Genomic DNA, 25,811 nt, shown 5'->3' on the forward strand with positions numbered 1-25,811 from the left:
CAGCAACTGCGCGACCTGGCTGCAGGGAACACCACCGTCGGTGTCATGTGCGTGCGCCTCGGCCGGACCGAGGACGCAGTCCGGTCCAAAGCCCAGGCTGAGGGCATCGCGCTGTCGCCGCCGAACCGGTCGCCGTACGGCGACATGAGCTGACTGTCAGGCGCATGCTGGTGCCGTGGCCGGACAGTGGCGGTGCGGGAAATGCGAAGGGGCGAACGTCCCGGAGCACCACCGGTACTGCCCGCAGCGCGATCAGTCGCTCATCGTGAAGCGAGTGCTGATCATCGTGTGGCCGCCGTTCCGCCGCCCCCGGCGCGGGAGTGGTGATGGCCGCGGCACCCCGGCGCACTGACCCGCCGGTACGGATTCCGCCCGATCTGGCCGGACCGGTCGAGCTTGCGCTGGCCCGCTCGGTCGACCAGATCCCCGGCCCGCACGCATTGCCGGGCGGCTCTCGCTACGAGGTGAAGTGGGACGGCTACCTTCACTGAACAAGTCAAGCTGTGTTGGTGATGGCCCGAGACCAGACGACTGCTGCGTGTGAGACAGCTTGCGTCGTCAGGTTCTCGGTCGGATGCGGGCGCTGTTGATGGCTGCTAGGAGGAGCAGGGTCGCGGCGGTGGCAAGGCTGATGCGTAGTCCGGTGAGGTAGTTGTCGGGGTTGGCGATGAGGGCGCCGAAGACGGCGATGGCCACGGCGCCGCCGATCTGTCGGAAGGTGTTGAAGACCGCGCTGGCGGTTCCGGCTTGTTCGGCGGGGACACCTTCGAGGACGACGCCGGTGACCGAAGGCATGGCCAGGGAGCCGCCGGCACCGATCGGGATGACGCACAGCGCGGTGACTACTGCCGATCCCAGTGGCGCGGTGAGCAGTAGGGCCAGGAGGCCAACGACCATGGACAGCAGTCCTGCGACGACAGGAACGCGGGCCCCGAACCGGTTGGTGACGGGGCCGCTGGCGAGGTTACCGGCGATCGCGAAGAACGCCGAGGGCAGGAACACGAGGCCGGCGTGAAGCGGGGTGAGTCCGAGGTGTTGTTGCAGGAACAGGCTGACGACGAATACGTTGCCGTAGTTGCCGATCATGAAGGCGAACCCGACGGGGAGGGCGAGCCGGAAGCCGTGGGCGTGGAACAGTTCCAGGGGCAGCATCGGGTGGTGGCTGCGTGCCTGGACGTGCACGAACGCCGCCAGTGTGGCCGCGGCGATGGCGAGCGCGATGATCACTGTGGGGTGGGTGAAGCCGACGTGGCCGCCGTCGATCAGGCCGTAGACGAGCGCCGATAGCGCGACGACGGCGAGGATCTGGCCGGCCCAGTCGAAGCGCGATGGCCGGGTGGGTGAGGCTGCCACGGCGATGAGGAAGGTGAGCATTCCGGCGCATACGGGCAGGTTGATGGTGAATACCCAGCGCCAGTTGAAGGTGGTGAGCAGGCCGCCGAGGGGTTGGCCGACGAGTGCGGCAACGGCGCCGCCGACGGCCCACACGCCGAGCGCTTTGGCGCGGCGGCGGGGGTCGGGGAAGGCTTCGCGGACCAGGGCCATCGACGCCGGCAGCATGATTGCGGCGGCGGCGCCCTGGACGCAGCGCGCGGCGATGAGGGAGCCGATGCCAGGCGCCGCGGCGCAGCCGGCCGATGCGAGCCCGAATGCGCAGATGCCCAGGCCGAGGGCCTTTTTGGCGCCGATGCGGTCGGACAGGTTGCCGGCGAACAGCAGGAGCGCGGCGAACAGCAGGGTGTAGCCGTCGATCACCCATTGCTGGCCGGTCGTTCCGCCGCCGAGCTCGGCCCTGATCCGGGCAAGTGCGACGTTGACGATGGAGATGTCCAGCGTGATCAGGAAGAATCCCAGCGACGCGATCGTGATGACGATCCGGGCGTGCGGGGCATCGGGGACGACGGCGCTGTCCGCGCTCTGACGGGCGCTCACTCGGTGGGCCCGGTCGCTGGGCGGGCCGCCATGGCGATGAGTGTGAGCAGGCCAAGCGTGGCCATGGCTATGCCGACTACTAGTGGGCCGCGGACGTTCAGGGGTGATGCGAGTGCGGTGGTGCCGATCCAGGTGCCGATCGTGGTGCCGCCGTTGAAGGTGGAGACAGCGATCGCGGTCGCGAGTGCGGGAGCGATCGGCGCGGCGCGGACGGCAAGCCCGGTTCCGGCCGGCGGGATGCCCATTCCTGCTGCGCCGAGCAGGAAGATCAGGGCGAAGCTCGCCGCCGTGTGGGTGGGCAGGAGGGCCAGAAGCGTCATGATCGCGAGGCTGGCGGCGGTCGCGGTGATGAAGGTGGTCAGTGGTCGGCTGTCGGCGAAGCGCCCGGCGAGGTTGGTTCCGAGGATGCCGCCGAACTGGACGTCGTCGGTGAGATCGACGATCTTGGGGAAGAAGACGCCGATCGGGCGGCGGAGAGCGCCGGGCTGTGACGTGGGCATCCGATCTCCTGATTGCGGCCTTGTTCGATCGACCACCGACGATGACGGGGTCTCCGCGCTGGTGGAAGGACCGGCTGAGACGTGGTCTGACAGGTCCTGTTTCAGCCGCACAGCGCCCCATAACGTCGAGATCGAGCGCGGACACGCCGGCGCTGTCAAGACGCTGCTGCGCCGCTGAGCGCATACCGACAGCACGACCAGCGCGGGCACGAAACCATTCGAGAAAGAAGGCGCGTCCATGAAGCAACGAACGCTGGGCACAAGCAGCCTCGACGTCTCGGCGATCGGGCTCGGCTGCATGACCATGACCGGCGGATACAGCGGCAGTCCCGACCGGAACCAGATGATCACGCTGCTGCAGGCAGCCGTCGATCGCGGCGTCACCTTCTTCGACACCGCCGAAAGCTACGGGCCGCACGCCAACGAGGAACTCGTCGGTGATGCGCTGGCACCGGTGCGGGATCAGGTTGTCATCGCGACCAAGTTCGCCCAGGACATCGATCCGGTCGATCGGCACCCGCGCGGCCGGATGCTCACCCCGGACCAGCTACCCCACGCCGTCGACGGGTCCCTGCGGCGGCTCGGCGTCGAAACGATCGACCTGTACTACCAGCACCGCATCAATCCCGACGTACCGATCGAAGAGTACGCCGGAGCAGTCAAAGAACTCATTGCCGACGGCAAGGTCAAGCGCTACGGGCTGTCCGAAGCCGCGGCAAGCACCATCCGCCGCGCCCACGCCGTCCAGCCCGTGACCGCGATCCAGAGCGAATACTCGCTGTGGTGGCGCCGCCCAGAGAACGAAGTCCTCGACACCTGCGAAGAACTCGGCATCGGGTTCGTTCCCTACAGCCCGCTCGGCAAAGGCTTCCTCACCGGGACCATCGACTCGACGACCCGATTCGAGGGCGGCAACGATCTGCGCGCCCAGATCCCCCGCTTCAGCCCGGAGGCTCTGCAGCAGAACACCGCCATGGCCGAGCTCGTGAGAACAGTTGCCGCCAGCAAGGGTGTCACAGCCGCACAACTGGCCCTGGCCTGGCTACTCGCCCGCAAGCCCTGGATCGTGCCGATCCCAGGAACCACCAAACTGCACCGCCTGGACGAAAACATCGCCGCCGCGGACATCACCCTCGACGACGGCGATGTCGCCGAACTCACCCGGGCATCTGCCGCGATCGATATCGAGGGTGGCCGCTACCCGGACTTCCTCGAAGCCCGAACCAACCTGTAACCCGGCCCCCAACGCCGAATCCACACCTGACCACCACACCCGACCTAACGTAGGAACCATGGACCCGCGCTCGGAGATCAGCAGCTTCCTCACCTCGCGCCGCGCCAACCTCACCCCAGAACAAGCCGGCGTCCCCCTCTACAGCGGCAAACGTCGCGTGCCCGGCCTGCGCCGCGAAGAAGTCGCCCAGCTCGCCGGCGTCAGCACCGACTACTACGCCCGACTCGAGCGCGGGAAAATGTCTGGCGCATCCCGCGAAGTCATCGAATCCATCGCCCGAGCCCTGCAACTCGACGACGACGAACGCGACCACCTCCTCAACCTCGTCACCCTCACCCAGCACCGGCCCGCGCGACCCCGACCATCCCGTCACACCACGATCCGGCCCGGGATCCAACGCGTGCTGGACTCGATCGAGACTCCCGCGTTCGTCCAAAACGCCCGGCTCGACCGGCTCGCGTCCAACCGCATCGGCCGGGCCCTGTACTCGCTGCCCGACGACGGCTCCCAAGACCAATACAACTACGCCCACTACCTATTCCTCGACTCGCGCGCACAGACCTTCCACCGCGACTTCGACACCGCCAAACACAACGTCGTCGCACTCCTCCACGCCGCCACCGCCCGCGACCCGCACGACAAGGAACTGATCAACATCATCGGAACCCTGTCCACCCAGAGCGACGAATTCCGCGGCCTGTGGGCAGCCCACGACGTCTTCCGGTACCGCTCCGGCGCGAAACTGCTCACCCACTCCGTCGTCGGCGACCTCGAGTTCGGCTACGAATCCTTCGAACTGTCCACCGACCCCGGCCTGGTCATGCTCGTCTACACCGTGGAACCAGGCTCACCCACCGCCGAAGCGATGAGCATCCTCGGCAGCTGGACAGCACCAACCAGCCCAGCCCAGCAACCCCAGCCGTAGACTTCCGCTCCAGCGCCGGCCTTCACGCACGGGCAGCCTCAGCAGCACCGCCAGGCCCGGCGCTGCTCGCGGTCGTCCAACGCGCCACGGCTCGCGTAGTCGCCGTCGAGCCGCGCTCCGTGATGCATCGCGCCCTCGACCATCACCACTACCTCGACAGCGGAGCAGCTGCCACCTGGAGTGGATAGCCATCGCCCGCGCGACCATCCAAGTAGCCGCAAGTGACTTAAAAAGGCGCTGTGACACCAGAGACCCCGTCGAGGGCCAACGGATCGAATCCGGCGGACAAACGACACCCGATTTCACGCTCAGAGACAGAGGGGAATACCGCACACTTCGAATATGTGCTCTTTGCCAGTCCACCGCCTATGCCCGAAGCGGGATCCCAGCCTGGAGGTCAAGCGGATCGTTCAGGTGGTGTGGCCGCCGTTCGACCGCCCCAGGGATGACGATGAGCCCGGCGCGCCGCGCTAAGCCTGGCGTGGTCCGGCTGCCGCCGGACCTGGTCGGCCCGGTCGACCTCGAGCTCGCCCGGGCAGTCGACGAGATCCCGGGCGAGCACGCGCTGCCGGGCGGATCACGTTACGAACCCAAGTGGGACGGCTTCCTTCACTGAACATGTCAAGCCACCGAGACGCCGGGTAGTGGGGCCATTTTCCGCGACGGTGCTGTCCAGATGAGCTTGATCGGATTCAAGCTGTCACTGACGTTTCGGTCGATCATGGGAAGTATTCCGATTTAGCTGACCAGGGGACGGTCGCTCAGGTGACGGGCCTGGGCGCTGCGCTGTCATCGGCTTGCCTCTCGTGCGGATGGCGGCTGAAGGCGTGGACCCGGCCGTACAGGGTCGTCACCACGAGTCCCAGGGTGAGGCCGAGCGTGCCGCCGACGGCGAGGCTGATCCAGGCGCTGCCGAGTCCTGCGCTGAGGTTCCCGTCGAAGTAGAAGAGGGAACGTGTGCCGTCGACAACGTGCCGGTAGGGAGAGATGACGGAGAACAGGTGGAAGAACTGCGGTGTTGCTGCGATGGGCACCGTTCCTCCGGAGGAGACCATGGCGAGAGCGACGAAGAACAGGGTGTTGACGAGCGAGCCTATCCCGGATCCGAAGACCGCGAAGACGGCGAGGGCACTGGTGCCGATTGCAGCGATCACGGCTGTGGAGTAGAGCCAGAGGGTGATCGGCTCGTCGACGGTGACGCCGAACACGGCTGCGACGAGTTGGATCGCGAGCGCGGCGAAGGGTCCGGCGGTCACGAGGACTGCGACCTTGGCAAGGAAGGTGCGTCTGCGTGACACGGCTGTGTACGGCTCACGGGCCACGAGAGGGCCGAGCTCGCTCGGGATGAAGCCCAGCGCCGAGTCGACGAGCGGGTTGGTCAGGGATGCGCCGATGAAGCCGATCAAGACGAGCACCAGCGAGAAGTAGAACGCGCTCATCCCCATGCCGGCGTGGTCAGGAAGGGGCTTGTAGGCGCGGGAAGCCGTGTCGAACGGTTGCGAAAGCAGGGCGACGTTGGCTGCAGGTAGCTCGGATCGCGGCGTGCTCTGGAGCAGTTGCTTGCCGAGTCCGTCGGCAACCCCTCGCAGCGCGGGCGTGAGGTTGCCGACCAGCAAGCCGGTGCTGAGGCCTCCATCTCCGGCGTTGGTCACGATGGTGACGGTGGGAACGGTGGAGCTGGATGCGCCCGGGAAGAGGCTGGCGATCGAGGTGTCGAAGTCTGCGGGGATCACGACCGCACCTGCGATCCGGTCGTCGTCCATCGCGGTGGCCAGTTCGTCGTGGGTCATACGGGTGATCGCGAGTGTCTTTCCCGTTCCCGCCTCGATCGCCGCAGCGACGCCTTCGGCGTAGTCGGGAGTTGCAGCTCCGTCCTGTGCTTCGACGACGAGTCCGACCGGCATGTCGGTCAGGTGACGTTGGGGATCGATGGTGCTGGCGAGGTAGATGGCCGGCAAGGTGGCGGCCAGTCCGACGATGAGAAGGATGGGCAGCAGCCAGGCGCGGCGGGAGAGCGTACGGCGTACGTTCATGAGTTGGTCCTCGGTCGTCAGGAGAGCGCTCGAAGTAGGTGGAAGACAAGGTTCGCGGCCGTGCCGGGCCGGGCGCTGAATGCGCTACCGGCGTGCGTTGCGGTGCGTGGACTTGGCCTGTTCAGGATGGAGAAGTCCCGGTGGTCGCTGAGGATGGAGCAATTGCTGTGATCGCTCAGGGTGGAGCAGTTGCTTTGCCGGCTCAGGAGAGAGCAGTTGCTGTGCGCGGCGAGCGTGCTCAGTACGGATGTCCACGAGCCGATTGAGCCGAGGGAGAATGCCGAGCCGATGGAGCCGACCGAGGCGAAGGATCCGATGCTGCCGACTGACAGGACCGATCCGGTGGAGCAGACGGACAGGAACGAGTTCTGGGAGCGCCAGGAGAGCATGTGATCACCGCTTCTGTGGGTGTCCGGTTGCGAGGGGGAGCTGCTGCGGGGCAGGCGGGGGTGCGACCCGGGGGACGGTCAGGGCGAAGAGAAGGAGGCCGGCGCTTGTGAGGATGAACCCGGTCCAGGCCGTCGAGAGCGTCCCCCAGCCTGCGTCGAGAACGATTGCTCCGCCGACTGCGCCGAGTGCGTTGGCGAGGTTGAGCGAGGCCAGGTTCAACGCTCCCATCAGCGTGGGCGCTTCTGGTGCGTAGCGGGTCAGGAGGACCTGGATGGTCGGTATCGCCATCATCATCGTGGCGCCGACTCCGAACAGGGCGGGGAACAGGACGAGCAGGTGCCGGCCGCCAAGAGCCACGAGAACGAGGAAGACCAGCACTGTTCCGTATCCGAGGACCACTCCCCGGTAGGGATACTCGTCGGCCAAACGACCGCCGAGCCAGTTGCCTGCGGCCATTCCGACGCCGAAGACCGCCAGCGCGACAGGGATGATCGCCTGGTCGGCTCCGGCTGCCTCGGTGACGTAGGGGCCGATGAACGTGTAGACGGCGAAGATGCTCGAGATGCCGAGTGCGGCGATGGCCATGGTGACCCAGACCATCGGGCGTCGGAGGGCTCCGAGCTCCTGCCTTACCGGTCCGCCGTCCAGTGCGGGCGTGCGCGGTACGCAGTACCGGATCGCCGTACCGGCGCAGAGTCCGATACCGGCCACGGTGACGTAGAGGGCCTGCCAACCGGCCTGCTGCCCGATGAAGGTGCCGATCGGTGAACCGATGATGGTCGCGATGGTCAGTCCGGTCATCACGGCAGCGAATGCCTTTCCGCCCTTGCCGGGGCCGTAGGCGTAGGCCGCGACCACGGCCCCGGCCCCGAAGTACGCGCCCTGGACGGTCCCCGTGATGAAGCGGGCGATCGCGAGCATCCCCAGGTCGGAGGCGACGGCTGACAGCACGTTGCCCACCAGGAACAGTCCCACCAGTGCAAGGAGGAGCGTCCGGCGGTTCAGGCGGGCAGCGGCGATGCTGAGCACGGGAGAGCCAACGACGACGCCGAGCGCGTAAGCGGTGACGGCGTAGGTCGCCGCGGGCACGGAGACGTCTAGGTCGTCCGCGAACAGCTGGACGATCCCGTTGCTCCCGAACTCGCCGGTCCCGATGGCGAATGTCCCCAGTGCGAGGGCGAGGAGGATCAAGGTGGCGCGGCGGTCCGCTTCTCCGGGGCGGTGTCGCAGCTCGGCGGAGCGACACTGCGCTTGGTAGGCCTGGTCGTGCATGTCGGCTCCGTTCGCGTGATGAATGGCGTTGCCGGGTGTGATTCGCGCGGGAATCCTGCTCGTCGGGTGCGCGACTGCCGCGTCGGCGCAGCGGGGTGTCAGCTGACTGCGCGAGCGGCGGCGAGGATGAGGTTCGTGGTGGCCGCTGGTCGCGACATCATGGCGACGTGCGAGGCGCGCACGCGGATGGTTGTGGCGTGTGCGCGGCCGGCCATGTATTCCTGCGTCTTCGGCGGGATGGTCTTGTCCTCGGTGGCGAGGAGGTACCACGACGGGATGGTCCGCCAGGCGGCCGGTCCGGCCGGCTCGGAGAACGCTGAAGCCGCGAGCGGACGCTGGGTGGCCCACATCAGCCTCGTCGTCTCCGTGGGGAGGTCTGCGGCGAACGCCCGGTGGAAGATCTCGGCCCGCAGGTAGAGGTCGACGTCGGTCCCGCCGCTGGGCGTCGGGTACGGGCGTGCGAGAAGGGCGTCGTCGGTCACAAGGCTTCCCGGGTTGAGCCGCGCCAGGAATCCGACGGGCTCCCCCTCGTCGGGAACGAAGGCGGCCACGTAGACCAGGGCTTTGACGTTGCCCGCGCCTGTGGCGGCGCCGCTGATGACCGCACCGCCGTAGGAGTGTCCGACCAGGACGACGGGGCCGTCGATGGTGTCCAGGACGCTCCGGATGTAGGCGGCGTCCGATGCGAGGCCTCTGAGCGGATTGGCCAGGGCGATCGCTTCATAGCCGTTGGCACGCAGCGCTTGGAGCTCGGAGGTCCATCCGGAGGCGTCAGCCCATGCTCCGTGCACCAGCACGATGGTGGGCTTGGTTGACCTTGATGAGACCTGCGACTGGCCCTGTGGTGTCGCAGCGGCAGCCTTGGCGGCTTTCGCAGGTGGGTTGGCGCTGGTTAGCAACACGCCGACGAGTGCGAAGACGGCGACGAGGGCGCCGATGAAGGTGAGAGGTTTCCGGTGCGAGTGTGTCATGTGTGTCTCCTCGGGGCGGATCGAGTGATGTCGAGGCGGTGCGGGATGGTTCAGTCGCTGACGGCCAGGACGGCCTTCTTGATCAGCTCCACTGCCACGGTCGGCTGCGAGAGCATCAGCAGGTGGGAGGACTCGACCTCGAGCGCCGCCACGTTGGCGCGCTGGTAGGCGAAGCGCTGGACCTCGGGGTTGATCGTGTGGTCCGCGGTCGCGACGACGCCCCAGGCGGGCTTGGTGTGCCAGGCGGCCGCTTCGGCCTTCTCCTCGAAGGCGGCTGCGGACAGCGGACGCTGCGTGACGGCCAGGGTTCGCGCGACACCAGCGTCGACATCGGCGGCGAAGACGGCTGGGAACCTGTCCACCGCCACCGTGAGATCGACGCCCCCGGGGACCGGCGTAGGTACCAGGGCTGTCGCGAGTTCCGAGTCCGCGAAGCGCCCAGCGAGCTCACCGAGACTCTCACCTTGGTCCGGGACGAATCCGGCCAGGTAGACGAGGCTGCTCACGTTGTCCGCGGTGCCGGCCACCGTCGCGACCGCGCAGCCGTAGGAGTGGCCCACGAGTACGACGGGTCCTGGGATCGAGGCCAGGACGGCTCTGAGGTAGGCAGCATCGCCGTTCAGCGAGCGGTTCGGAACAGCCGACGCGACGACGGCGATCTGGTCGTCCAGCAGTCGAGGTACGACCTCGCCGAAGCTGGACGCGTCGGCAAACGCCCCGTGGACCAGGACGACGGTGGGTTGTGACATGGGCCGGCCTTTCGCTGCGGTGTCTGGACGGCACCAGCTCATCAGCGTCGACTGAACAACTTGTGCATCGCCGATCCCGGCCGGAATTCAGTACGACGCCGCCGCGGCCGATTTTCAGGAACCGCTGTTCTGCGGGACTCGGCAACGCGTAGCGTTCCCCTCAGCAGCGACAGGGCCAAGGAGCGGCGGGGGGCCGACTTGACAGTCCCAGAAGAACCGGACGCGGGACAGCGACCGACATGACCACAGCGGAAGGCCAGTCTGCTCCCGGCGACGGGAACACTCAGCTCGCCTTGCAGATCCTCGGCGCGACTCGGGTGTGGCGTGACGGCGTCGAGGTCGATCCCGGGCCCCGTCAGCAGGTCTACCTGCTGACGCTGCTGCTGGCACGCGCGGGTGGACCCGTCAGCACCTCCCAGCTGATCGACCTGATCTGGGGCGACGACATGCCGCGCTCGGCGATGAACATCGTGCAGAAGTACGTCGGAGCGTTGCGGAGGGTCCTCGAGCCCGCTCTTTCGGCGCGCGCGGCCGGCTCCTACATCCATCGACACAGCAGCGGCTACCGGTTCGATCCGGGCAACGTCTCTCTGGACCTCGCCGAGTTCCGCGAGCTGGTACGCCGAGCCCGCGCCGCGGTAGCCGGACAGTGGGCGGAGGACGCGGTAGCGGCCTACGAGCAAGCACTCGGTAAATGGCACGGCCCAGCGGGAGACGGCCTCACCTCGGAGGCCAACGCGGTCCCACTGTTCGCATCCGTGAACCGCGAGCTGTTCGACGCCTGCTTGGAGGCCGCCCGGGTCGCTGTGCCCCTCGGCCAGGCCAAGCGCATCCTGCAGCCGCTCCGCCTGGCCGCCTGGATCGCGCCGTACGACGAGACGCTCCAGGCGACGCTCATGATTGCCCTGGCAGCGGCGGGACAGCAATCCGAGGCCTTATCGGTGTTCGACACCGTCCGGACGCGGCTCGCCGACGAGCTCGGCGTCGACCCCGGTCAGACGCTACGGGAGGCTCATCAGCAGGTGCTAGTTCGCACCGAGACGACGAGCCCGTCCCGGTCACTCGAACGACTCCCCGCACCGCCGGTGAGCGTCGAGGCCGACCTGGACCGAACCGGGGACAGGGATCGGTCGAGCCGCGCACGGCAGCCGGGCAGGCTCATCGGCCGAAGAGCCGAGCTCGCCCTGCTCCGCCATGCCGTCGACTCGGCCACGTTCGGCCGTCCACAGGTCGTCCTGGTGGAAGGGCCGCCGGGAGTGGGCAAGAGCCGGCTGCTGCACGAGGTGGTCGAGGACGCGCGGGATCAGGGCGCTTTCACGGCATGGGGGCGCTGCCACGATGGTGACGGTGCCCCCGCAATGTGGCCGTGGATACAGATCGTCCGCACGCTGATGAGCGCAGTGCCTCAAGACCAGGCTGAGCGATGGATGACCACCCAGCTCGGCGCCCTCCTGAACCAGTCCGGCGACGTACCGCCGACCAGACCGGACCCTCGAGCACAGTCCCGGCTCTATGAGCAGGTGATCTCGCTGGCCGGCACCGTGGCAGCCAAGCAATCTGTGGTGGTGGTCGTGGACGACCTGCACTGGGCAGATCAGACCTCCCTCCAGCTGTTCGAGCACCTGGCACGGTCACTCCCCGCCCGCTGCGTGTTGGCGGGAGCGCTGCGTGACCACGCCCCCGCACCCCACGAGGAACTGCAGCACCTGCTCGCAGCTCTCGCTCGCCACGACGGGCACCGGCGACTTGTCCTGGGCCCGCTCGAGCCGACCGACGTGGCCGAACTGGTGCGACGCGAGATCGGGCAGACTCCCACGCCTGGCATCGCGCGGAGCATCCAGGCCCGGACCGAAGGCAACCCGTTCTTCGTCGTCGAACTAGCCCGCTTCATGGCAGACAGCGGAGATCTGACCAACGCCGACGCGGTACAGGCCGCGGTACCTGCCACTGTGCGCGACATTGTCCGCGACCGGACGAGCCAACTGGACGACGAGGAGCGTCGTCTGATCGCGATCGCGGCCCTGATGGGTCGCGACATCGACGTCCGGCTGTTGTCGCGCGCCGCTGGCATCGATCCCTCGCTGTGCCTGAAATACCTCGAGACCCTGCAGACGCACGGTCTGCTCCACGCTCCGCCCGACGCCACCGGAGAATGGCGCTTCGCACACGACCTCGTCCGCGAGTCCGTCGTCCGCTCCACCCCCATCTCGGAGACCAGCCGACTTCACCTGCAGGCTGCCGACGCGCTGGAGTCCGTTGCCGTCCACAACGAGACGCGCGCCGAGGCGCTCGCCCACCACCTGCTGGCGGCCGGCCCACTGGCCGATGCTGCGCGGACCGCCGAAGCGCTCGTCGCCGCGGGCCGGATCGCGGCGAGACGATCGGCATACGACGTCGCCGAAAAGGATCTGGACATCGCGGCTGGAGTCGCGCGCAGCGCCGGGCTCGCCGGGATCGAACTCACCGCACTCACCGAGCTGACCGCCATCATAGGTATCCACGCCGGCTTCGTAGGCACCACGATGGACCACCTCGACCGGGCGGAGAGCATCGCGCGGGCGCTCGGCCGGGAACGTGAGGCCACCGGGTTCCTCTTTTCACGGTTCCTCGCGCATGCCCAAGGGCTCCGGGTCCGGACTGCCGGCCGGCTCGCGCGACGCCTCCTCGACGACGGCCAACGGTCCGCAGACCCAGTGGTGCAAGCATCGGGACACCACGCATGGGGCGTGTACCAATGGAGCTCGGGGAACGTCGGTGCGGCGTACCGCAGCCTGAGCCGGACAGCGGCACTCATCCGGGCTGAGCGAGACGCCGAACCGCTTCGTTTCCGCCTGCAGATGCTCACTCCCGTCATGCTCGCCCTGAACACCGCACTCCACGGCGACCTGGCCACCGCACGTGAGGAATTCGGCAACATCGAGGCAGATGCGGTCAACGATCCCTACGCGATCAGCATCTGGGGCTCGTTCAGCGTCACCGCCGCGGCCGCGGCCGGCGACCACGACTGGGCTCTGCGCGCGGCCGAGACCGCGATCGCGCTCGACCCGGACTTCGCCTTCGCGTTCTCCGGCAGCTACATCCGCCTGGCAAGACTCTGGGCGCTGGCGATGTCCGGTGCGGACCCGGCCGCCAGCGGGACAGAGGTGGACCACATCATCGAGACATTCCTCGTCGACCCACCGCGATCGAACCTCGCCACGTGGTACGCCCTCCTCGCCGAGATCCAGCTCGCCGACGGTAATGCCGCTGCGGCCGCAGCGGCACTGGACAAGGCCGAGACCTTCATCTCCGCCTACGGCGAACGGTACGCAGAAGGACTGGTCCTCCTCATGCGAGCACGAACCCTTCACAGTCAGGGTCGTCCGATGGAAACGGTTCGCGCCACAGCCCAGGAAGCGCGCGCCCTGTCCACAACCCGCGAGGCCCACCTCTTCGCCAGACGAGCCGAAACGTTCCTGGCGGAACTCAGCAGGTGAAGATCCGACGACGCGCTCCGCAGGCGTGTATGCGATGTATCGGAGGCTGACGTAAGGACGACCGCCGCGGTGGGACAACTGCTCACTAGGCGTCTGCCATGAACGTGATCGGTTCACTGGCGTGGCGCATGTCGGCCGACAGCGCGACGTCGTTGAGGAGCCGCCGCACGACCCTCGCCGAAATCACCTCCTGACGGGTGCCGACCCGGCGAGCCACCGGGGCCTCACGGTTGCCTGGGTGAGCAACGCCGGTACTCCGGAGCGGTTCCCGGCGCAGGAGCGGAACCACGAGAAGTGCATTCGCGACGAACCACCGCCGCCCGCCGCGGCTCTCGACAGCACCGGGCCGCTCCCGGCCACCGCGTATCGGAGCTGATGACCGGCAAACGTTGCAGCCCTCCAGCGCACCGCGTCCACGACACCTCCTGGAGTCGGCGAGTCACACGCAGGCCACTTACGGGGATGCTATGTGAGAGCGCCGACAGGTGCGCCCGGTCAACGTGCCGGGGCGTCAGCGGCGGCTGATTGACTCTCGGCCTCGGCGCGACGCTGCCGCAGATGCTTCAGTGACTCCTCCAAGGCGGCGACCTCACCGAGCCAGGCTCGGTCTTGCGCCTCGGCCAAGCGTGCTTCGGCGTTGCAGGTCATCTCCTCGATGCGCGGCAGTTGGGCGGGGTCGACGCGGAGGAACCGGCACCGACTGCAGGCGTGCTCGTGGACACAGGGTGTGCCGTAAGGCCGGTGGCAGTCGCCGAGGGCGACCTTGCGCAGCAGGAAGTGCTGCTCGAACTCGTCCCATTCCTCCCCGGACGCCGGCCTCAGCTCGCCGAACGGACGGAGCTCGCGGCGGCGTTCGATGAAGTGGCGGTGTGCGGCAGTTTGGTCGACGGCCCAGCGGCCTTGCGGGTCTGGTTCGCGCGCCGCCGTGACTCCAAGATCGCCTTACCGCCGCGCGGAGCTGTGCTCTGGCCGATCACGCGCCGATCCCCAGCAGCTCCAGGACGGCCGCGGAGTCGTAGGCCGGCTCGATCACCGGTCCGGCGACCCGGGGCCGGGCGTAGTGCTCGAGGACCTTGCCGACGAGCTCCTCCAGGCGCGGCTGGGCGTAGATCTGGGTCGTCGTTACGCTCGCGTGCCGCAAGATGGTCTGCACGTCGAATAGCGTGAACGCCGGATCCGACAGCATCCGCGCCGCAGCGGTGTGCCGCAGATCGTGCAAGGTCCAGTTCGAGCCCAGCGCTGCGTTCGCGCGTTGAAGCACTGCCCGGGCAGCGTGATAGGTCAGCGGGCGTGGCGTGCCCTGGCGGGTCCACCACACCGGGCTGCCCGGTGAGATCGGCGGTCGCTCTTCGCTTAGGTAGAGGGCGAGCCAGACAAATGAGTCGACGCTGGCCGGGATCGTCTCCCGCAGGCGGCTGCCCTTGCTGACCACCCTGATCGTGTTCGCGCCCGCGTCCACATCGCCGTCGTGATTCAGGCCCAGCAACTCGGTCGCACGTGCGCCGCTCGACAGCCAGAACGAGACCAGCGCTCGGTCACGGTGACTACGCAACTGGTCGAACAACGCGTCAGCCGCATCGTCAGGTATTGCCCGCCACACCGGCCGTGGCGTCTTCTGGCGATATGTGGCCCGCCGGTGCACCACGAAGTTCTCCATCGGATTGTGGTGCACGTACAGCCGCTCGACACCGCGTCCGCGCTGTGCCGGCACCGGATTCATCAGCGGCCCGGCATCGGTCGAGCATGCCCACTCGTAGAAGCCGAACAGAACACTCAGTTGGTGGTTGATTGTGCGGCTGGCGTACGTTGCTGCGAGCACCGGCTTGCCGGTGACCGGGTTCACCGAACCAGCTTGCGGCACTTCGGGGCGGCGCCGTAGGCGTTGCGGATTCGGGGCCTGCCGCAACCACTCGACGAACGACCGCACATCAAGCCTTTCCGCCCGCTCCCATGGCGTGTGCTGGCGGTGCAGGAACCTGAACCAGCGCAGCAGATCGAACGCGTAGCTGCGCAACGTCGACGGACTGCAATCCGACGCAGCCAGCTCGCGCAAATACCCCGATGCCGCCCCGTGCTCGAGATCCGGGAACAGCACTCTCCATCGCAGGCCCGACTCGAACTCGACCACACGACCCGGCTCAACGTTTGGCACGCCACACCCTCTCCCGGCATCCGCTGTAGCACCAACTGGCGCCCCGAAGAGTTCAGTCAACTAGCCGGGCGTCAATCGTGCGATCCGGCGACGCCGCGCGGATCTGGTCACGTCAGCGCAAGGACCTGACGGCGCAGTTCCCCGACATCGCCGCGGCCGCCGTCGACCAGCTGCCGGACGGAGTCGTGTTGGACAGCTCTAGGTTTCGTGTCTACGACATGGCGGGAGAGCCGATGCGGGTACAGCGGGTGGCTCCTCTCGGGGCTGGTGAAGAGTCGTGGACCGTGCTGGGCGATGACTGGCGCCAGCTGGTGCCGGTCGAGCAGTTCTTGTCCCCCTGACTGATCAGGATCGTTACCCGAACACGGTGCGCCCACTCTGTGGGCTACCTGACCCGGTTGCTACTCCACAGCGGCGCAACCACGCTGCTCGACCGCAACCGCGCCGAGTGGCTCACACTCTTCCGGCAGCAGTGGCCGAACCCTAAGCATGGAGCGACTTCGCAGGTCTTCCTTGGCTTCGTCATCGAGCAGCTGGCCGATCTGCTGGACGGCCATAGCTGGGCCAACGAATACCCCGCGCGACCTGTGGCAGCTGCACCGGCTCGGCTATCCCCGGATGGACCCGCTGCGGGCCCGCGGCCTGAACAGCCACGTCATGATCCAGGTCCGAGCTCATCTGCCCGAGTGGCCACACCCGGACGGCCGCTTCCTCACCGAGCTGATGATCGCCACCGGTCTGCGACTGGGAGACGCGTGCGCGTTGGGCTATGACCCGCTGGTCTTCGATGACGACGCCAACCCCTACATCCGCTACTGGAACCACAAGATGCGCCGCGAGGCGTAGGTCCTGGCTCTACACTCAGCCCGAGATCCGGGCCGCCATCGAACGGCTCCGACACGACCTCGGCCGCGTCCCTCGTTTGCCGGCTCGAAGTCGCGCACCGACGCGGTCGAGAGCTCAACCGCGAAGTCGCTGAGCTGCGCGACGAGCTGGCAGCTGCTCACGGCGAATTGAGGGCAGCCCGGCGTCGACCGGTCGGTTCATCCGTTGTGGACCTGCCTGAGCGTCGCCCCAACGACGAGACTGGGTGACCCCGGGAGAAGCTCACCCAACCGTGGCGGCGCTCGGCCACGGACGACGTCAGGCGTTTGGCTTTGACCGTGAAAGTGCTAGGAGTCGCGCATGCGCAGCAGCAGGCCGCCGGCCAAGAGCGCCGCGGCGGCCCACCCGGCGGTCACGCCGAGGCCGGCCCAGGGGCTGATAGGCAGGCTGCCGAGGTTGGTGGTGGTCTGGATGGCGAGCCCGGCGCTCATCGGTGCGATCTTCTCGAGCAGGTGCTGCCAGTCCGGGTCGCTGATGGTCTGGGAGATGATCGGGACGATGTAGAGCAGGCCGAGGACGCCCCCGATGCTGGTGGCGGAGTCCCGCACGGCGGTCGCGATACCGAGGCTCAGAAGGCCGATCAGGATCAGGTAGAGGACCGTTCCGGAAGCCGCGCGCAGCGTCGGCCCGTCGTCCAGGGACAGGGCCTGGTCGCCGAGGTCGGGCAGGATGAGTCGCCCGGCGAGCACCGACCCAAGGACGGCGACCGTTCCGGCGACCGCCACGACGCCGGTGACAGTAATGGCCTTGGCCGCGAACAGGGTGGTACGCCGCGGTACCGCCGTCAGGCTGGTGCGGATCATGCCCGAGTTGTACTCGCTGCTGATGACCAGCACGGCCAGAATGGCGACCAGCGCCTGGCCGAGGTCGACGCCGATGAGGGTGAGCTTGGTCGTGTCGCCGCCGCAGCCAGAAGACGTGCAACTCACCACCGAGGTTGCCCCGGCGCTCAGGGCCACGGTCGCCGCGACGGTACCGAGCAGGAGCCACAGAGGGCTGGCGACAGTCCGGATCTTCGTCCATTCAGCATGCAGGGCGAGTCTCATGCATCCCTCCTGCTGAGAACGACCGCGGCCACGGCCAGGCTCGCCAGCGCGTATCCGGCCAGGACGGCGACCCCGGCCCATGGCGCCAGCGGGTAGTAGCCGTAGTACGGCGTGTAGTTGCTCGCGACCTGGTCGTACGGCACAAGCGTCTGCTGGACGGCGAAAGCCGCGCCCGGTGTCACCGTGGCCACTCCCTTCGACACGGCTGCGGGCATGAACGGGATGGCGATCAGGATGTAGGGCAGCACGATGGCCACGACGACCGTGGTGACCGCGCCCGCACTGTGCCGGAAGATGGCGCCGACGGCCAGGGCCAGGACCGACGCGGTCGCGAGCAGGGCGGCGGTGCCGAGCTCGACCCGCAGTTCGGTTGAGCTCGGTACCGGGAAGATGTAGACGCCGTTGCCCCGGGCGAGCCGCTCACCGAGTGGAGTCGCGAGGATCGCCCCCACCAACCCGGCGACGAAGGTGACTGCCCACAGCACGATCGCCTTGGCCACCAGCACGAGGCTGCGCCTCGGACTCGCGGCGAGGGTGAGGTGGATCATCTTGTTGCGGTACTCCTCGGTGATGAACAGCGCACCCACGACGATCACTACGATGAGCGCGGCGAACGTGCCGGTGAGGATGTCCCGGAGCTGACCCCCGGTTGGCAGGCTGTCCCGCACAGCGGGCGCTATGTCCCCGGCGCCGGTCACCGTGAACCGGGCGTCGGACGCCGTGAACGAACCCGAGGCGTTCTCCGGGTAGCCGGCGAAGGTGGGGGATTTGGCGCCCACTTGACCGCCTGTCCAGTCGCCGCCGGCCCAGCCTTCCGGCGTACGGAGATCCCCGAAGGTGGCTGTGGACACGGTGCCGGCCGTACCCCCGCCACCCACGGCCGGGGGAGAGGCGACGAACAGCCCGATCTGCGCAGTTGATCCGAGGCCGCTCACCCGCGCGGTGGCTACCTTGGTCCAATTCGTTCCGTCGGTGGAGGCATAGCCGGTGATCGCGTCGCCGGAACGGTCCAGTCGTAGCCAGCGAGCAGCCGCGGCGGAGACGGGGCCGGCCGTGTCGTGGACATAGTTGTGCTGCATCCGTACGCCGTGGCTGCCGGTCACCATGATCGCCGCGTAGGGCGAGCCCTGGTCGGTGCCCTTCTTGATGATAAGGCCGGCCTTGGCCCACGGCACGGTGCCGGGTCGCAGTTCCCCGGGACCCTCGGGGATGCTGCTGTTGAGCGCGGAGACCGAAACAGTGATGCTGCCGTCTCCGGCCAGCGGCTGGTGCACGAAGTAGAAGCTGTCGGTGACCGGCCCACCGCTCGGTCCGATCGGAACGGATGGTGAGCCCTTCTGGTTGCCGCTGATCCCGGCAAGCAGGGCGAACAGCACCATCGTCAGTGCCGCCGCCGTCATGCCGATCACCCAGCCCGCGACCGTGCGGAACTTACTCCATTCCGCGTGCAGCAACTGAAAGAACCCGTCCCGCTGGACCCGTTGGCTGAGCCGGTGGGACGTCGTACTCGGGGATGTCACCGTGGCACCTCCGTCGGTGTCTCGGCGCGGAACTCGACCGCGTTGCGCGTGAGTTCCAGGTAGGCCTCTTCCAGCGTCGCGTGATGCGCCGACACCTCGGAAAACGGCACGGTGCTGTCGTTCAGCAGCGTCACGATGCGATCGGGGCCGATCCCGGAGACCGTGATGGTGTCCCGGCCCACGGCCGCCACGGTGGCGCCGGCCCGAACGAGAGCCGTCGTCGCGCCCGCCGGGACCGTGGTCCGTACGGCGACCCGGTTCCTGGAGGCAGCCTCGATGAGGCCGGTCACGCTGGTATCGGCGATGACCTTGCCGCGCCCGACCGCCACCAGTTGATCGGCGGTGTCCTGCAGTTCGCTCATCAAGTGGCTCGACACGAGGACAGCGCGGCCCTGCGCGGCCAGCGACCGCAGGAAGCCACGCATCCAGACAATGCCTTCCGGGTCCATGCCGTTGAAAGGCTCATCGAGCATGATGATCGGCGGGTCGCCCAGAAGGGCCGCGGCGATCCCGAGTCGCTGCCGCATGCCGAGCGAGTACCCGCCGGCCTTCCGCCTGGCGGCCGAGGAAAGGCCGACCTCCTCGATCACCTGGTCCGCCCGCCGTCCGGGGAGGCCCTGTGAATGTGCCAGCCACAGCAGGTGGTTACGAGCGCTCCGGCCAGGGTGCAGCGCCGCCGCGTCCAGCAGTGACCCGACATGGGTCAACGGACGCCGGAGGCGGCGGTACGGCCGGCCGTCGATCAGCGCGGTGCCCTCATCAACCGCGTCCAAGCCGAGGACTACCCGCATCGTGGTGGACTTTCCGGCGCCGTTCGGCCCGACGAAGCCGGTCACCAGCCCCGGGTGGACAGCAAAGGACATGCCGTCGAGGGCCAAGGTCGTGCCGAACCGCTTGCGCAGTCCGGCGACGATGATCCCTGGGGCGCTCATCGCAGTGAGCTCACGGTTCGCAATGGATTCATGTCGATGGTTGTACGCGGCACCCGGTTTCAGCCCGGTCGCAGCCGCTGCGACCTGGCTGAGACCTGGAATCTGGCATCGTCAAGGCATGGCACCTCGACCCCGCGGCCGGTTCCGCTGCCCCGCCCGCACGACGACCGGCGGTGAGTGGCGGTGAGGGTCCTGGTTGTCGAGGACTACGAGGTCCTTGCCCGCTCCATCGGAACCGGGCTGCGCCGCGAGGGCATGGCCGTCGACGTCGTACTGGACGGAACCGCCGCCCTCGACTGCCTGGCCGTCACCCGCTACGAGGTGGTGGTCCTCGACCGCGACCTGCCCGGCGTCCACGGGGACGAGATCTGCCGGCAACTCGCCCACGGCTTCTGCGAGACCCGCGTTCTGATGCTCACCGCCTCCGACACGATTGAGGACCGCGTCGACGGGCTCAGCCTCGGCGCCGACGACTACCTGCCCAAGCCGTTCGCGTTCGCCGAACTGGTCGCCCGCGTCCGTGCTCTGGCCCGCCGCGCCACCCGGCCGGTCCCGCCCACCCTGGCATGCGGGGACATCACCCTCGATCCTGCCCGCCGCACCGCGTTCCGGGCCGGTCGGCGCCTCGAGCTGAGCCCCAAGGAGTTCGCACTCCTCGAATGCCTGCTTGCCGCACCCGGCCTGGTCATCTCCGCCGAGGAACTGCTCGAACGCGTCTGGGACGAGGCAGCCGACCCCTTCAGCAGCGCCGTCAAACACACCATGCACCGGCTGCGGGCCAAGCTCGGCGACCCGCCCGCGATCGAGACCATCCGCGAAGGCGGCTACCGCATCGGATCGTCATGACTTCCCAGCGGCTCACCAGAAGGTCCTTGCAGACGCGGCTCGCGCTCGCCTACGCGACGGGCATCTACGCCGCGGGGGCCGTGGTGCTCGTATCCGTCGTCGTCCCGCTCGCCGGCGTCCAGTCGGCCACACCCAAAGGCCAACCCTCGTCGGGCGCCATCACGGGAACCGGAAACGGAATCAGCCTGCCCCAGCTCCTGACGGGATCCGCCGTCGCTCTGGTCGTTCTGATTCCCGTCGCCCTGGCTCTCGGCTGGTTCGTCGCCGGCCGGTTCCTGCATCCGCTGCGCGCCATCACCGCCACCGCCAAAATCATCTCCGCCGGCGATCTCCACCGGCGCCTCGACCTCGGCGAGCCCACGGACGAGCTGACCGAGCTCGGCCACACCCTCGACGACCTGTTCGCCCGCCTTCAAGCCTCCTTCGACGCCCAACGCCACTTCGTCGCCAACGCCTCCCATGAGCTGCGTACCCCCCTCGCCGGCCTGCGCACCCTCCTCGAAGTCGCCCTGGCCGACCCCGACGCCGACGCCGAGACGCTGCGGGCGGTCTGCCAAGAAGCCCTCGCCCTCGGCGGACACCAGGAACGGGTCGTCGAGGCACTGCTCGTCCTCGCCACCAGCGAGCGCGGAATCTCTCGCTGGGATCGCCTCGACCTCGCCCAAGTCGTCGAAGGAGTGCTCGCCTCCCGCAGCGACCAGGCAACGGAGAGAGGCATTCACCTCGCCGGACACCTATCGCCCGCCGTGATGGCTGGGGACCCCCGACTTATCGAAAGCCTCGTCGCCAATCTCATCGACAATGCCATCCGCCACAATCACGCACACGGGTACGTGACGATCACCACTCAGACCTTCGGCACGCAGGTGACCCTGACGATCGCCAACAGCGGGCCGGCCATCCCCAACAACGAGGTCCACCGCCTCTTTCAACCGTTCCAGAAACTGGCGTCCGATCGTAACGGCCGCAGCGATGGCTACGGTCTCGGCCTCGCCATCGTCAACGCCGTCGCCCAGGCTCACCACGCCACCCTCACCACCAGCGCACGCCCCGAAGGTGGCCTGTCCATCGCCGTGCGGTTCGCGCACGGATCTCATCCAAACCTCGAACATCAAGCGGGCGACTACGCAGACCGAGCGCCGGCGACGTGATGCAGACCTATGTGGGCGTACTGATGCGAGCGCAGACATAGCACCTGTAGGTCTTTGATCACGTGGTCGCGGTGGTACCCAAGGGAACATGCGTCGTGGACATGTCCACGACACAAACGGCCAAGCAATACAGCACACTTCCACCTGCCGGCTAAAGATAAACGGCGAGGTGGTGATCCTGCTCGACGGGAAACTTAGCTTTGACGCACTCCAGCGGCGCCTGGTCACGGCTCCGTCGAAGGCGCGGAAGCTGGTCGCCGAGGTGCCGGCGTCGTACGTCGCGTTCGACGTGCTGGCGGCGGCCGGCGTCGATCTGCGCACGCAGCGCTGGAGCGTACGCCGTGGCCAATTGGAAAAGCTCGCGTCGAATTGGGCCGCTCCGTTGCAACTGTCGCCGGTCACTGACAGCCTCGCCGAGGCCCAGGAGTGGTTCGACGTACTGCCCGACGCGATGGGCATCGAGGGCCTGGTGGTCAAGGGTGCTGCGACCCGGTACGCCGGCGGTCAGCGCGGCTGGGTCAAGGTCAAACGAAGAGCCTCCTACGACGTGCTCGTCGGTGGTGTCCTGGGACCGATCAACCGACCCGAGGTCGTCATCGCGGGCCGCTACACTGCCGACGGCGAGCTCGTCATGGTCGGCCGCACGGTGCCACTGACCGCAGCGCAGTCGGCAGAGCTCGGCGCTGTACTGCGGCCCGGCGGCAGCAGGCACCCCTGGCCTGACGAGGTCACGTCGTACCGGTGGGGTGGGAAGGACTCGAAGAAGCCGCTGAGCAAGGTGCGGCCCGAGACTGTGATCGAGGTTGCCGCGGATGCCGCTGTGCAGGCCGGCCAGTGGAGACACGGGCTTCGGTACCTGCGGTACCGAGCAGAGCTGGGTCCAGAAGACGTTCCGACGATTTCTGGTACTGCTGCGGACGAGTGATGTGATTACCCGGCTCGGTCCGAGCGTAGTTGCTGCCATCGAGCTGGTGCTGCTCATCGCGTGCTCGTGGAGGTTCGAGTTCGCGCACGCGCGACTTGGGACCGCTATCTGGACCTCGTGGGCGGACGACGGACCCGAGGTGGCTCGACGACACGGCGGGGCGGCTGCTCGACCGAGCCGCCACCGTGGCCGTCGAAGCGACACGATGCTCCCCGCACCCCGACGGCCGCACGGCAAACAGAACGTGAACAACTCGAATGGTCACGCTGGCTAGTGCAGGCCGCGCATCAGCAGGGCGGCTTGGGTTCGGTCGCTGACTTGGAGCTTGGACAGGACGTTCGACACGTGGTTCTGGACGGTTTTCAGCGACAGGCCTAGCTCGCGGGCGATGTCGGTGTTGCTGCGGCCTTGGGCGATGAGCGCCAGTACCTGCGACTCTCTGTCAGTGAGGGTCGCCGCGACGCCGCGGTTGGTGTGCAGGAATCGCTCGGCGGCACCTGGACCCAGTACGACCCCGCCGGCGGCAACCGTTCGGATCGCGGCGACCACGTCCTCCTGGACGGCGCCCTTCAGCAGGTAGCCGCGGGCACCCATTCGCATCGCCGCCGCGACACTGTCGTCGTCGTCGACCATCGTCAGCACCAGGACCGCCGGGGCCGGGTCGAGCAGGACTAGCTGCCGTATCGCTTCGAGCCCTGACATACCGGGCATGTTGAGATCCATCAGCACGATGTCGGGCGAGAGCTCGCGTGATCGTCGTACGCCGGATGCCCCGTCGCCGACCGCGTCGAGCAGTTCGACTGTGGGGATCGTCTGCAACAGACCGGCCAGGCCGTCGCGGAACAGCGGATGATCGTCGACAACCAGTACCCGGATCATGCCCGTACCCTCCCGATCGGCAGCAGGGCACGCACGGTGGTGCCGCGACCGGGCGCGGGTACTACCTCAAGTTGCCCGCCAATCTCCTCGGCCCGTTCGCGCATGCTGCCTAGCCCCACCCCGTCGGTACGCGGTGTGATCAGGCCGCTGCCGTCGTCGACGACACACACCTCCAGACGGCCGTCGAACCGCCGTACGGCGACTTGCACCCGAGCCGACCCGGAGTGCCTGGCGGCGTTGGTGACCGCCTCTTGCACGATCCGGTAGACGGCCACCTCGACCGCCGCGGGCAGGCCGGCGTTCTCTTCCACATCCACCGTTAGCGACAGACCTTCCCGGGAGAACCGCGCCGCGAGCTGGTGGATCGCCTCGGCCAGTCCGAGGTTGTCCAGCGCCGCGGGACGCAGTCCCTCGACGATCCTGCGCACGTCGACCACGGTGTCCTGGATCCGGCTGCGGAGCTCGAGCAGGCCCGACCGTGTCGCGTCCTCGGCGGCCGTGTTGCGGAGTGTGTCGACTTGGAGCAGCAATGCGGCCAGCGTGGGGCCGAGTCCGTCGTGTAGGTCCCTGCGAAGCCGCCGACGCTCCTCTTCGCGCGCGAGCACGAGCCGCTCCTGCGCGGCACGGACGGAGGCCAGCAGGCCGTCGGCGTGTACGACGGAACCGAGCTGTGCCGCCACAGTGGTCAGCAATGCGCGGTCGCCGTCACGCAGGGGTCGCTTACGCCAGCGGAGTGCGCCGACAGGTTCGCCGTACGCCGTGAGCACGAGCTCGTCCAGATCGTCGGGGCGCTCGCCGGACGACGCCAGAGTATGACCGCCGCGACCCGTGATCTCGACGTACCGGAGGCCGAGGTCGGTCGCGAGCTCACCCGCCAGGGAGTCCAGCAGGGCGCTGACGTCACCCGCATCGGCCAGCCTCCGCGCCGTACGGTCCAGGACCTCATGTGGCTGTGCCCACTGGCCGAAGGTGAGCTGATTGGCTGCCCGCTGGAGGCCGTCGCGCAGCGGCGCGAAGCTGACGGCGACCACTCCGGCGGCGACCCAGGGCAGCCAGATCGCGCCCTGCTGGCGGAGCAGCGCACCGACCCCGCCGACGACGAGTGCGTAGAGAGCCGCGATCAGGAGCCAGAGACTGCCGTACGTGACCGAGCGGTTGACCACGAGCGGCAGGTCGTACAGCCGCCGCTGCAGTACGGCGGTTCCGATTGCCACCGGCAGCGGGAGCGTGCAGAGACCGAACAGCCACGGTCCGGCGGAGTCGGTGAAGCTGGCGCCGAACGCGAGTACGGGTGGCACGAAGGCCAGTCCGAAGATCAAGGTCTGCTGGCGGCCTAGCGAACCGCTGAGGCGGTACTGCTGTACCAGGCAAGCCACTGTCAGACCCACGGAGACAACACCGAGGAACAGGCTGATCCCCGCCAGCGCGCCCATCGGGGTGACCATGACGTGTGGCAGACCGATCGGGCTGTCGATTCCGGCGAACTCGAGCCGGGTCAGGCGCGGCGACAGCAGTAGGGTCGCGGCAAAGCACCCGAGCGCTGCGCCGACGACGGCGCGAGTTGTCCGGCGTAGCCGGGTTGGCCGAGCGGTGCCGTCAGGAAAGACCAGCGGCAGCCACAGCACCAGGACGAGCCAGGCCAGACCGCCCAGCGTGCTACCGACGGCCGAGGCGAGCGCGCCAGACCTGTCGGCCGGATCGGCCCGTAGAGCCTGGGTGCCCGCGTCTACGAGCGCCTGGCCTGGACCCCATGCTGCTGCGGCGAGCAATGCGATCCGTCCGACCGGGCTGCCGGCACGGTGCCACACGATCAGTAGCCCGACTGCGGCGTACGCCACGACAACAGCGCCGACGGCGGCCTCGTCCCGCCGGTCGGTGCCGGGAGACGAGACCGCGATCGCTACAGATTCTCCGGCCAGCGCCACCAGCGCGGCCAGGACAGCGACTGACCTCCGCATGACCACAGAGTGACCGACGACGGAGCCTGTGTACA

At 68.1% G+C, this 25,811-nt stretch carries 24 protein-coding genes; 12 read left to right on the forward strand and 12 right to left on the reverse strand.

The features are described 5' to 3' along the window. The first annotated feature begins 326 nt into the window (after window positions 1-326). Window positions 327-491 carry a hypothetical protein gene (locus EV646_RS39050; RefSeq protein WP_158291067.1) on the forward strand — a complete coding sequence of 55 codons (165 nt, stop codon included), beginning with the start codon at window positions 327-329 and terminating at the stop codon, window positions 489-491. A 67-nt stretch (window positions 492-558) separates the two neighbouring features. On the opposite strand, the gene EV646_RS31955 is transcribed toward EV646_RS39050, so the two are convergent. Beyond that, window positions 559-1,932, reverse strand: coding sequence for an MFS transporter (locus tag EV646_RS31955; RefSeq protein ID WP_241996460.1), 1,374 nt, complete (start codon window positions 1,930-1,932; stop codon window positions 559-561). Next, a complete protein-coding gene (locus EV646_RS40395; RefSeq protein WP_241996461.1) occupies window positions 1,929-2,432 on the reverse strand; it encodes an MFS transporter in 504 nt (167 codons plus the stop codon). Before EV646_RS40395 ends, EV646_RS31955 begins: the two co-directional genes overlap by 4 nt. A gap of 238 nt (window positions 2,433-2,670) precedes the next feature. Here EV646_RS40395 and EV646_RS31960 point away from each other — a divergent pair, with 238 nt between their 5' ends. The 3 genes from EV646_RS31960 to EV646_RS31970 all read left to right on the forward strand — a co-directional run bounded on the left by EV646_RS31960 (window position 2,671) and on the right by EV646_RS31970 (window position 5,207). After that, on the forward strand, window positions 2,671-3,666 hold the full coding sequence (locus tag EV646_RS31960; protein WP_132155285.1) for an aldo/keto reductase: 996 nt from the start codon (window positions 2,671-2,673) through the stop codon (window positions 3,664-3,666). 58 nt (window positions 3,667-3,724) lie between these two features. After that, on the forward strand, window positions 3,725-4,591 hold the full coding sequence (locus tag EV646_RS31965; protein WP_132155287.1) for a helix-turn-helix transcriptional regulator: 867 nt from the start codon (window positions 3,725-3,727) through the stop codon (window positions 4,589-4,591). A 451-nt stretch (window positions 4,592-5,042) separates the two neighbouring features. After that, a complete protein-coding gene (locus tag EV646_RS31970) occupies window positions 5,043-5,207 on the forward strand; it encodes a hypothetical protein (protein ID WP_199237314.1) in 165 nt (54 codons plus the stop codon). 145 nt (window positions 5,208-5,352) lie between these two features. On the opposite strand, the gene EV646_RS31975 is transcribed toward EV646_RS31970, so the two are convergent. Further along, on the reverse strand, window positions 5,353-6,624 hold the full coding sequence (locus tag EV646_RS31975; protein ID WP_132155289.1) for a YhgE/Pip domain-containing protein: 1,272 nt from the start codon (window positions 6,622-6,624) through the stop codon (window positions 5,353-5,355). 180 nt (window positions 6,625-6,804) lie between these two features. Here EV646_RS31975 and EV646_RS39055 point away from each other — a divergent pair, with 180 nt between their 5' ends. Next, complete coding sequence (locus EV646_RS39055) at window positions 6,805-7,017, forward strand: hypothetical protein (RefSeq protein WP_158291068.1); 213 nt, start codon at window positions 6,805-6,807, stop codon at window positions 7,015-7,017. Here EV646_RS39055 and EV646_RS31985 read toward each other — a convergent pair whose 3' ends face one another. The 3 genes from EV646_RS31985 to EV646_RS31995 all read right to left on the reverse strand — a co-directional run bounded on the left by EV646_RS31985 (window position 7,018) and on the right by EV646_RS31995 (window position 10,006). Further along, window positions 7,018-8,286, reverse strand: coding sequence for an MFS transporter (locus tag EV646_RS31985; RefSeq protein ID WP_132155291.1), 1,269 nt, complete (start codon window positions 8,284-8,286; stop codon window positions 7,018-7,020). A 98-nt stretch (window positions 8,287-8,384) separates the two neighbouring features. Further along, window positions 8,385-9,257 carry an alpha/beta hydrolase gene (locus EV646_RS31990; RefSeq protein ID WP_132155293.1) on the reverse strand — a complete coding sequence of 291 codons (873 nt, stop codon included), beginning with the start codon at window positions 9,255-9,257 and terminating at the stop codon, window positions 8,385-8,387. 50 nt (window positions 9,258-9,307) lie between these two features. Next, entirely contained in the window at window positions 9,308-10,006 is a 699-nt protein-coding gene (locus EV646_RS31995) for an alpha/beta fold hydrolase (protein ID WP_132155295.1), read from the reverse strand. A gap of 239 nt (window positions 10,007-10,245) precedes the next feature. Between EV646_RS31995 and EV646_RS32000 the strand changes: the two genes are divergently transcribed. Together EV646_RS32000 and EV646_RS39060 are read left to right on the forward strand one after the other, a co-directional pair. Then, on the forward strand, window positions 10,246-13,482 hold the full coding sequence (locus EV646_RS32000) for an ATP-binding protein (RefSeq protein ID WP_132155297.1): 3,237 nt from the start codon (window positions 10,246-10,248) through the stop codon (window positions 13,480-13,482). Between the two features lie 238 nt (window positions 13,483-13,720). Continuing rightward, window positions 13,721-13,858 (forward strand): hypothetical protein, encoded by a 138-nt coding sequence (locus EV646_RS39060; protein WP_158291069.1) that lies wholly within the window; start codon window positions 13,721-13,723, stop codon window positions 13,856-13,858. 597 nt (window positions 13,859-14,455) lie between these two features. Here the strand turns inward: EV646_RS39060 and EV646_RS32010 are convergent. Then, window positions 14,456-15,634 carry a tyrosine-type recombinase/integrase gene (locus tag EV646_RS32010; protein WP_199237315.1) on the reverse strand — a complete coding sequence of 393 codons (1,179 nt, stop codon included), beginning with the start codon at window positions 15,632-15,634 and terminating at the stop codon, window positions 14,456-14,458. Between the two features lie 77 nt (window positions 15,635-15,711). On the opposite strand from EV646_RS32010, the gene EV646_RS32015 reads away from it, so the two are divergent. After that, window positions 15,712-15,975: a hypothetical protein gene (locus EV646_RS32015; RefSeq protein WP_132155299.1), complete on the forward strand. Its 264-nt coding sequence runs from the start codon at window positions 15,712-15,714 to the stop codon at window positions 15,973-15,975. A 277-nt stretch (window positions 15,976-16,252) separates the two neighbouring features. Then, the gene (locus EV646_RS32020) at window positions 16,253-16,480 is read left to right on the forward strand and encodes a hypothetical protein (RefSeq protein ID WP_132155301.1); all 228 of its coding nucleotides are present in this window, start codon (window positions 16,253-16,255) and stop codon (window positions 16,478-16,480) included. A gap of 326 nt (window positions 16,481-16,806) precedes the next feature. On the opposite strand, the gene EV646_RS32025 is transcribed toward EV646_RS32020, so the two are convergent. The 3 genes from EV646_RS32025 to EV646_RS32035 are packed head-to-tail and all read right to left on the reverse strand — an operon-like array spanning window position 16,807 to window position 20,017. After that, entirely contained in the window at window positions 16,807-17,565 is a 759-nt protein-coding gene (locus tag EV646_RS32025) for an ABC transporter permease subunit (protein ID WP_132155303.1), read from the reverse strand. Then, entirely contained in the window at window positions 17,562-19,085 is a 1,524-nt protein-coding gene (locus EV646_RS32030; protein ID WP_132155305.1) for an ABC transporter permease subunit, read from the reverse strand. Before EV646_RS32030 ends, EV646_RS32025 begins: the two co-directional genes overlap by 4 nt. Further along, window positions 19,082-20,017, reverse strand: a complete 936-nt coding sequence (locus EV646_RS32035; RefSeq protein WP_132155307.1) for an ATP-binding cassette domain-containing protein — start codon at window positions 20,015-20,017, stop codon at window positions 19,082-19,084. The genes EV646_RS32030 and EV646_RS32035 overlap by 4 nt, the downstream gene beginning before the upstream one ends. A 183-nt stretch (window positions 20,018-20,200) precedes the next feature. Between EV646_RS32035 and EV646_RS32040 the strand changes: the two genes are divergently transcribed. From EV646_RS32040 to EV646_RS32050, 3 genes are all read left to right on the forward strand, one after another. After that, a complete protein-coding gene (locus tag EV646_RS32040; RefSeq protein ID WP_132155309.1) occupies window positions 20,201-20,863 on the forward strand; it encodes a response regulator transcription factor in 663 nt (220 codons plus the stop codon). Next, window positions 20,860-22,014 carry a sensor histidine kinase gene (locus EV646_RS32045; protein WP_132155311.1) on the forward strand — a complete coding sequence of 385 codons (1,155 nt, stop codon included), beginning with the start codon at window positions 20,860-20,862 and terminating at the stop codon, window positions 22,012-22,014. Before EV646_RS32040 ends, EV646_RS32045 begins: the two co-directional genes overlap by 4 nt. A gap of 88 nt (window positions 22,015-22,102) precedes the next feature. Beyond that, on the forward strand, window positions 22,103-22,939 hold the full coding sequence (locus EV646_RS32050; protein WP_132155313.1) for an ATP-dependent DNA ligase: 837 nt from the start codon (window positions 22,103-22,105) through the stop codon (window positions 22,937-22,939). A gap of 270 nt (window positions 22,940-23,209) precedes the next feature. Here the strand turns inward: EV646_RS32050 and EV646_RS32055 are convergent, their stop codons facing one another. Together EV646_RS32055 and EV646_RS32060 are read right to left on the reverse strand one after the other, a co-directional pair. Next, window positions 23,210-23,818: a response regulator gene (locus tag EV646_RS32055; protein ID WP_132155315.1), complete on the reverse strand. Its 609-nt coding sequence runs from the start codon at window positions 23,816-23,818 to the stop codon at window positions 23,210-23,212. Continuing rightward, window positions 23,815-25,776 carry a sensor histidine kinase gene (locus EV646_RS32060; RefSeq protein WP_158291071.1) on the reverse strand — a complete coding sequence of 654 codons (1,962 nt, stop codon included), beginning with the start codon at window positions 25,774-25,776 and terminating at the stop codon, window positions 23,815-23,817. Before EV646_RS32060 ends, EV646_RS32055 begins: the two co-directional genes overlap by 4 nt. Between the last annotated feature and the right edge of the window lie 35 nt (window positions 25,777-25,811).

This window comes from Kribbella antiqua, from assembly GCF_004345665.1.
Lineage (GTDB): Bacteria > Actinomycetota > Actinomycetes > Propionibacteriales > Kribbellaceae > Kribbella > Kribbella antiqua.

What these genes read in the sequence shown, in the direction of transcription:
- EV646_RS32045 (WP_132155311.1), top strand. Translation starts at nt 20,860, where the DNA reads ATGACTTCCCAGCGGCTCACCAGAAGGTCCTTGCAGACGCGGCTCGCG.
- EV646_RS39050 (WP_158291067.1), top strand. Translation starts at nt 327, where the DNA reads ATGGCCGCGGCACCCCGGCGCACTGACCCGCCGGTACGGATTCCGCCC.
- EV646_RS32055 (WP_132155315.1), bottom strand. Translation starts at nt 23,818, where the DNA reads ATGATCCGGGTACTGGTTGTCGACGATCATCCGCTGTTCCGCGACGGC.
- EV646_RS40395 (WP_241996461.1), bottom strand. Translation starts at nt 2,432, where the DNA reads ATGCCCACGTCACAGCCCGGCGCTCTCCGCCGCCCGATCGGCGTCTTC.
- EV646_RS32020 (WP_132155301.1), top strand. Translation starts at nt 16,253, where the DNA reads ATGGACCCGCTGCGGGCCCGCGGCCTGAACAGCCACGTCATGATCCAG.
- EV646_RS31960 (WP_132155285.1), top strand. Translation starts at nt 2,671, where the DNA reads ATGAAGCAACGAACGCTGGGCACAAGCAGCCTCGACGTCTCGGCGATC.
- EV646_RS32025 (WP_132155303.1), bottom strand. Translation starts at nt 17,565, where the DNA reads ATGAGACTCGCCCTGCATGCTGAATGGACGAAGATCCGGACTGTCGCC.
- EV646_RS32060 (WP_158291071.1), bottom strand. Translation starts at nt 25,776, where the DNA reads ATGCGGAGGTCAGTCGCTGTCCTGGCCGCGCTGGTGGCGCTGGCCGGA.
- EV646_RS31990 (WP_132155293.1), bottom strand. Translation starts at nt 9,257, where the DNA reads ATGACACACTCGCACCGGAAACCTCTCACCTTCATCGGCGCCCTCGTC.
- EV646_RS31970 (WP_199237314.1), top strand. Translation starts at nt 5,043, where the DNA reads ATGAGCCCGGCGCGCCGCGCTAAGCCTGGCGTGGTCCGGCTGCCGCCG.
- EV646_RS31985 (WP_132155291.1), bottom strand. Translation starts at nt 8,286, where the DNA reads ATGCACGACCAGGCCTACCAAGCGCAGTGTCGCTCCGCCGAGCTGCGA.
- EV646_RS31975 (WP_132155289.1), bottom strand. Translation starts at nt 6,624, where the DNA reads ATGAACGTACGCCGTACGCTCTCCCGCCGCGCCTGGCTGCTGCCCATC.
- EV646_RS32050 (WP_132155313.1), top strand. Translation starts at nt 22,103, where the DNA reads ATGCGTCGTGGACATGTCCACGACACAAACGGCCAAGCAATACAGCAC.
- EV646_RS31965 (WP_132155287.1), top strand. Translation starts at nt 3,725, where the DNA reads ATGGACCCGCGCTCGGAGATCAGCAGCTTCCTCACCTCGCGCCGCGCC.
- EV646_RS32000 (WP_132155297.1), top strand. Translation starts at nt 10,246, where the DNA reads ATGACCACAGCGGAAGGCCAGTCTGCTCCCGGCGACGGGAACACTCAG.
- EV646_RS32035 (WP_132155307.1), bottom strand. Translation starts at nt 20,017, where the DNA reads ATGAGCGCCCCAGGGATCATCGTCGCCGGACTGCGCAAGCGGTTCGGC.
- EV646_RS31995 (WP_132155295.1), bottom strand. Translation starts at nt 10,006, where the DNA reads ATGTCACAACCCACCGTCGTCCTGGTCCACGGGGCGTTTGCCGACGCG.